The sequence below is a fragment of the Priestia sp. 179-F W1.4 NHS genome (assembly GCF_045369295.1).
In the GTDB taxonomy this organism is placed as follows: domain Bacteria; phylum Bacillota; class Bacilli; order Bacillales; family Bacillaceae_H; genus Priestia; species Priestia zanthoxyli.
This window is the reverse complement of record NZ_JBIQFF010000040.1, coordinates 1-5,452: the sequence shown is the minus strand read 5'-3', so window position 1 is coordinate 5,452 and position 5,452 is coordinate 1. Positions and strand designations below refer to the sequence as shown.

Genomic DNA, 5,452 nt, shown 5'->3' with positions numbered 1-5,452 from the left:
ACTCATTAGTATGAATGGCTTGAAGCCTAAAACCGTTGCTCAATCTTATATCGAAGCTCGAAGAGAAGGCTTAGGCATTCAAGAAATGGTGTTAGCTGTCGATAATGACCAAGGTGGAAAAGAATTTATTGACAAAATGAACCAAATCGTTAATGCTGATTTAATAAGAGCAGATATTCCAAAGGGAGCGAAAGATTGGAACGACGCATTAAAGAAGAATGGAAAAAACATTCAACCTGTAGCATCACGTCTCCGGAATAAACAAACTGAACAGGAGCTTTCAATGAATGGATAAAGTGTTTCAAGGTGTATTTTACCTCTTTCTTATCATGATTTTAGTGAAACTTTCTCAATTTGCTTACCGTGTCCTTCGTGAACGGAGGTACATGAAAGAGTTAGCCCAATCGGGCATGCCCTATATTGATAAAATGGATGGTTATCAATTCGAAATTTACTTGCAGGCTCTTTTCCAACAGCTAGGATATAAACCACAAGTGACCAAAAAGGCTGGTGACTTTGGGGCTGATTTAGTGATGAAAGGCAAAGAAAAGATTGTCATTCAAGCTAAACGATACGGAATTAAAAATCGAGTCAGTATTTCAGCTGTACAAGAAGTGTATGGGGCAAAAGCGTATTATAAAGCGAATCAGGCGTGGGTTGTAACCAATAGTTATTTCACAAAACAAGCAAAAGAGCTTGCAGCTGCATGTGATGTGACCTTATTGGATCGGGCAGATCTTCAAAAGTTTATCAATGAGGTGAATCCCGTTTTTAAGGCACGGGAAATCTTTGAAAATATCACACCAGAACCTCGTAAATGCCCAAAGTGTGGGCAAGATTTAGTCGTACGAGATGGGAATGGTACTCGCTTTTTTGGCTGTTCCTCTTTCCCTTCTTGTCGTCATACGGAAAAAATTAATAAGGAAGTAAGTAAAAGCAGACCTTCAGGATAGCAAGGTCTGTTTTTTCTTGCTCTAATGCTCTAAATAGGTGCTGAAATTTGCATCGAATGAGTAGTTATGCGCAAAACAAAAGTTAATTTCGTCAGAGAGCGTTTCTCTGCATGTCAAAATCGTCGATTAACTAGGTTTTTATTTATAAATAATTGTGACGAAACGGCACCTTCTAATTAGAAGGTGCCGTTTTCGTTTCTTATAAAAATATAAAAAAGAGGAGAGTTTTTATGAAGAACATTTTTATGAAATCAATGACCGTTCTTACATTATTAATGGTTGCATTATGTGGAGTAAATCAGGGGAAAACAGAAGCAGCAAGTAAGGCAGCGAATCAAGATTTAATCATCATTAATAAGTACTACAACAAGCTTGCCTATTTTCACAATGGCTATATTGAAATTGTTGATCCAGTAGCAACGGGTAAAACGTGGGATAAAACACCTGTTGGGTTTTTTAAAGTCGTGAACAAAATTAAAAATCGTCCTTACTATACAGGACATATTCCTGGAGGCGATCCTCGCAATCCGTTAGGAAAACGTTGGTTAGGGTTAAATGCAAACGGTACGTATGGTGATACATACGGCATTCACGGTAATAACAATGAAAGTAGCATTGGAAAATACGTGAGTCAAGGTTGCGTGAGAATGCATAATGCAGACATCGAAAAGCTTTATGACAAAGTTCAAGTAGGCACACCGGTTGCCATTACGTATTCTTATAAAAGCTTCGTTGATCTTACAAGCGTATACGGATATAAATTCAAAGGCTACAAGATGAAAAACAATTAACATTTGAGCAGCATTCCATGTTTTTATCATGGAATGTTGCTTTTTTTTATTGATAAATGTTTATTTTTTCCTCCAATACCCTTGTAAGGGTATTGGTAAAAGTGTATAATATCCTTATAAGGGTTGGAGGTGATAACATGAATAAGCTTGAAAAAAAGGCTATAAGAAAATTAAAGAAAGAGTTCGAAAAGCTATCTCAAGAAAATCAGGATCAAGCAGCGTTTTACATCGATAGGCAAGATGATAAGCATTACGTTTGGGACTTTAAAATTGAGAATAAGCGTTTTGAATGGATTTACGTCTACGAGACAGGGATTATAGTAAAGAGTACGAAGTGAATCATCCTTGAATCTAACTATGGAGGAGATGTTAATATGAAGATATCTACTAAAGAATGGTTAACATTAAGTGCAGAAATTCGTGAAAAGTTGATTAGACTTGCATTCTTAGAGAATCAGAACAAAATAAATACCCTTCGCTAACTTAGGACATTAGCAAAGGGCAATGTGAAACGTTAATATCGCAAGAGGGAATCTAGACCATTCCCTTTTGCTCTTCTTTTTTAGAATAACATAAAAAGGAGAACATTACAGTGAAAGAAATAGAAAAATATATGACACCAATTGAGGCAGCTTATGTTTGGGGGATTAGACGAGATAGCTTAAAAAATAAGTTTAGTCCTTCAAAACTAAACCAAGAAAAAGAAGAAGAGTTAAATCAAATGATTGAAGAAGGATTGATTAAATTTTTTCTACATCCAGATAGAGAACGAAAAGAATGGATCATCAGTAGAGAAGCCATGATAAAGTGGTTTGGAGAACCTAATAGTAAGAATTAATCTTTAAAGGAGATGAGTGAATGATAGGAAGCGTCTTTTTAAGTGGTATGACTGACGTTGTTCAAAACTTTTTAATTTTAGTCATAGTAATTGGGGCTGCGCTCGCTTTGATACCTGTTATTGGCTATCTAGGAACATGGGTTTTCAATGGAAAGCAGATGAAAAAAGAATGGTCTTTATTCAATGAAGAAGAAAAGAAACAGGAACAATTAAATGTGCTTAAATATGTGATGCCGTTTATCATAGTTGCAGCTGTAATTTTCGTTTTTATCTCGTCTACTATTTTTGTGGGGAACTCCTTAAAATAAAATATAACTACAAGCAAAAAACCTTAGCAGCACTAAGGTTTTTTTATTTGAATTAAATTCATCAAATTTTTTTATTCCTTTAAATAAACCTTAAAGTACTTTATTTAAAATACCTTTATTATTTACACATCTTGTAGAAAAATTGCTTATTTGTCGTCAGTGTAAATATTAGAACCTTAATAATATACGAAGTAGTTTAATATTTACTTAATAAATAATGATAATTAGGTGAGGGGGGAAGTTGGTGTATTTCTAAGTAGAGTCGATTATAAAATTAGTTTTTAAATTTATATGCATTAGTATATCCATTAGATAACTAGAACAAAATATAATTAGAATACCTTCCGACGTTGGTATTCGTAGCACTATTTTCTGATTTTCTATATAAAAAACCTACTGTTGGCGAAAGATGAACAGTAGGTTTTTTCCTTTTTAGGTTTTATATAATATTCATTTCTTGTTCACATAAAACACATTTATTAGAAGTTTGGAATTTAGATATACTCACTCTTTTTTACATGATTAAACTGACCGATACTTCTAAATTTTTTATGACGCTGATTTACAAGTTCTTCTGAAGATAATAATAAGAGTTCATGCAGTGAAGCTTTAATTGTATTTTCAATTTCTTTAGCTTGTTTTTCAATATCATTATGGGCGCCACCTTGAACTTCAGATATCACACTATCTATAATCCCTAATTTTTTTAAATCTGTTGCTGTAATTTTCATGGATTCAGCTGCTTTTGGAGCTTGTCCTGCATCTTTCCACAATATAGATGCACCTCCCTCTGGAGAAATAACCGAATACCATGTATTCTCTAACATATGAATATGGTTACTAACACCAATACCAATCGCTCCACCACTAGCTCCTTCACCAATTACAATAGAAACGACAGGAACTTTAAGGTCAATCATTTCAAATAGATTTCGTGCTATTGATTCTGATATTCCGCGTTCTTCAGATTCCTTCCCTGGATAAGCTCCTGAGGTATCAATAAAGGTAAGAATAGGGCGCTTGAATTTTTCAGCTTGCTTCATAAGTCTTAAAGCTTTTCTATAACCTTCTGGATGTGACATTCCAAAATTTCTTTCAATGTTTTCTTTCGTATTTCTCCCCCTCTGTTGACCTATGATTGTAACAGGTAAGCCCTTAAATTTGGCAATTCCACATACCATTGCCTTATCGTCTCCGTATAACCGGTCACCATGAAGCTCTAGGAAATCAGTAAACAACATAGGAATGTAATCTAATGTTGTGGGACGGTTACGAAGTCTTGCTATCTGAACTCGCTGCCATGGGGTGATGCTATTATATATCTCATTCTCTATATTATTTAATCGTTTTTGTAATGTATTAATTTCTGATGATAAATCTATATTATCTTCTTTCGTAAAATTTTCTAGCTCAGAAATTTTTTTTCTCAATTCAACTATAGGTCTTTCAAAATCTAAGCTCATTTAGTTTCTCCTTATCTAGAAAAATAAAGTCACCGTCAAGAAGTTGCTGTAAATATTCATCAAAGCTATTTGCAATTACTTTATATTGGTCAGGGTCATGCACAAAGCGAATTATTTGACCGCATACACCTTTATCAGAAGGGTTAAAATCAATATAGAGTCTTGATGTTCCACCATTGTTCATACAGTCTGAAAAATGAATATACGTTCCTGGAAGAAGTCCCTCTGGATTTATCTTAGGGTCAACATCATCCTCGTCATCTTGGTATTCTAAAAGATAGGAGATGTCTTCTTCTTCTTTTGAGCTTTCGAGCATCTGCTGTATAGACAGTAAATAATATGGATATCTACCTTCTTCAAGATCTGAACCTAAAATACAGACCGCAATTTTGTTCTCTCCATGTTTCGGCCAATATGTACCATCAATATTTTCTAGTAGAGAAATTAGTGATTCTGGACAATTTGGATATTCTGACCTTAGTGTCTCAATATCCTCTTTTGTAGCACCACGCACTGTATTTAGTGCCTCAAGCTCATCTGTTGATAATGCTGCCCTCAAGCCGTTTAAAAATTTGTTTACCAAATCCATTATTTTGTCCTCCCTATTTTGTTATAAGAAATATACTCAACTACATTATTAATCTCCCATCTTAATTTACCACATTTTACATATTATACAAAAAAACAAAGTCCGCAAAAGTATACTTTTGCGGACTTTTCTTTAATTTTTAGCTACTTATAAGAATTTTCCATACTGTCCCTAATATCGATTAAAAAACAGAATATTCAATTATTTTAATTTATTTTGTAAACGATTACATATATAATGGAAATAAGCTTGCTATCATTGTATATGACGTAGGCGGGGCCAGTACAAGATGAAAACAGCTTATCCTATAAAATATTTTGTTAATTTGTATGTATAAGAGATTGCTAGTTGGACAATAATAAAAAATAGGGACTTGCATAAAGGAGGTCAAACTATTGAGCGAATATAAACAGGTTTTCTCTACATTTATTAATGAAGAACGATTTGATTTACATTCATACCTTACTTATTTATTTATCAATGAATGTCAGGAAGATGTAGTAAATCAGT

Annotated in this window: 8 protein-coding genes; 6 read left to right on the top strand and 2 right to left on the bottom strand. The window is 33.8% G+C overall.

Annotated elements, in window-relative coordinates; genetic code table 11:
* The 6 genes from ACH0CI_RS27935 to ACH0CI_RS27910 form a co-directional block, all read left to right on the top strand.
* A partial coding sequence (locus ACH0CI_RS27935; protein ID WP_406902632.1) for a toprim domain-containing protein occupies window positions 1-295 on the top strand: 295 nt, incomplete at its 5' end.
* The gene (locus ACH0CI_RS27930) at window positions 288-953 is read left to right on the top strand and encodes a restriction endonuclease (protein ID WP_165573106.1); all 666 of its coding nucleotides are present in this window, start codon (window positions 288-290) and stop codon (window positions 951-953) included. The genes ACH0CI_RS27935 and ACH0CI_RS27930, both read left to right, overlap by 8 nt.
* Before the next feature lie 230 nt (window positions 954-1,183).
* Window positions 1,184-1,744 (top strand): L,D-transpeptidase, encoded by a 561-nt coding sequence (locus tag ACH0CI_RS27925; protein WP_165573105.1) that lies wholly within the window; start codon window positions 1,184-1,186, stop codon window positions 1,742-1,744.
* Between the two features lie 137 nt (window positions 1,745-1,881).
* Complete coding sequence (locus tag ACH0CI_RS27920) at window positions 1,882-2,082, top strand: hypothetical protein (protein ID WP_165573055.1); 201 nt, start codon at window positions 1,882-1,884, stop codon at window positions 2,080-2,082.
* A gap of 254 nt (window positions 2,083-2,336) precedes the next feature.
* Complete coding sequence (locus ACH0CI_RS27915) at window positions 2,337-2,582, top strand: helix-turn-helix domain-containing protein (protein ID WP_154974434.1); 246 nt, start codon at window positions 2,337-2,339, stop codon at window positions 2,580-2,582.
* Window positions 2,583-2,602: 20 nt separating this feature from the next.
* Window positions 2,603-2,890, top strand: a complete 288-nt coding sequence (locus ACH0CI_RS27910; RefSeq protein WP_154974431.1) for a hypothetical protein — start codon at window positions 2,603-2,605, stop codon at window positions 2,888-2,890.
* Window positions 2,891-3,384: 494 nt separating this feature from the next.
* Here ACH0CI_RS27910 and ACH0CI_RS27905 read toward each other — a convergent pair whose 3' ends face one another.
* Both ACH0CI_RS27905 and ACH0CI_RS27900 read right to left on the bottom strand, forming a co-directional pair.
* Entirely contained in the window at window positions 3,385-4,353 is a 969-nt protein-coding gene (locus ACH0CI_RS27905) for an acetyl-CoA carboxylase carboxyltransferase subunit alpha (RefSeq protein ID WP_154974429.1), read from the bottom strand.
* Window positions 4,337-4,942, bottom strand: a complete 606-nt coding sequence (locus tag ACH0CI_RS27900; RefSeq protein ID WP_154974426.1) for an SMI1/KNR4 family protein — start codon at window positions 4,940-4,942, stop codon at window positions 4,337-4,339. Before ACH0CI_RS27900 ends, ACH0CI_RS27905 begins: the two co-directional genes overlap by 17 nt.
* Between the last annotated feature and the right edge of the window lie 510 nt (window positions 4,943-5,452).

What these genes read in the sequence shown, in the direction of transcription:
- ACH0CI_RS27920 (WP_165573055.1), top strand. Translation starts at nt 1,882, where the DNA reads ATGAATAAGCTTGAAAAAAAGGCTATAAGAAAATTAAAGAAAGAGTTC.
- ACH0CI_RS27905 (WP_154974429.1), bottom strand. Translation starts at nt 4,353, where the DNA reads ATGAGCTTAGATTTTGAAAGACCTATAGTTGAATTGAGAAAAAAAATT.
- ACH0CI_RS27900 (WP_154974426.1), bottom strand. Translation starts at nt 4,942, where the DNA reads ATGGATTTGGTAAACAAATTTTTAAACGGCTTGAGGGCAGCATTATCA.
- ACH0CI_RS27925 (WP_165573105.1), top strand. Translation starts at nt 1,184, where the DNA reads ATGAAGAACATTTTTATGAAATCAATGACCGTTCTTACATTATTAATG.
- ACH0CI_RS27930 (WP_165573106.1), top strand. Translation starts at nt 288, where the DNA reads ATGGATAAAGTGTTTCAAGGTGTATTTTACCTCTTTCTTATCATGATT.
- ACH0CI_RS27910 (WP_154974431.1), top strand. Translation starts at nt 2,603, where the DNA reads ATGATAGGAAGCGTCTTTTTAAGTGGTATGACTGACGTTGTTCAAAAC.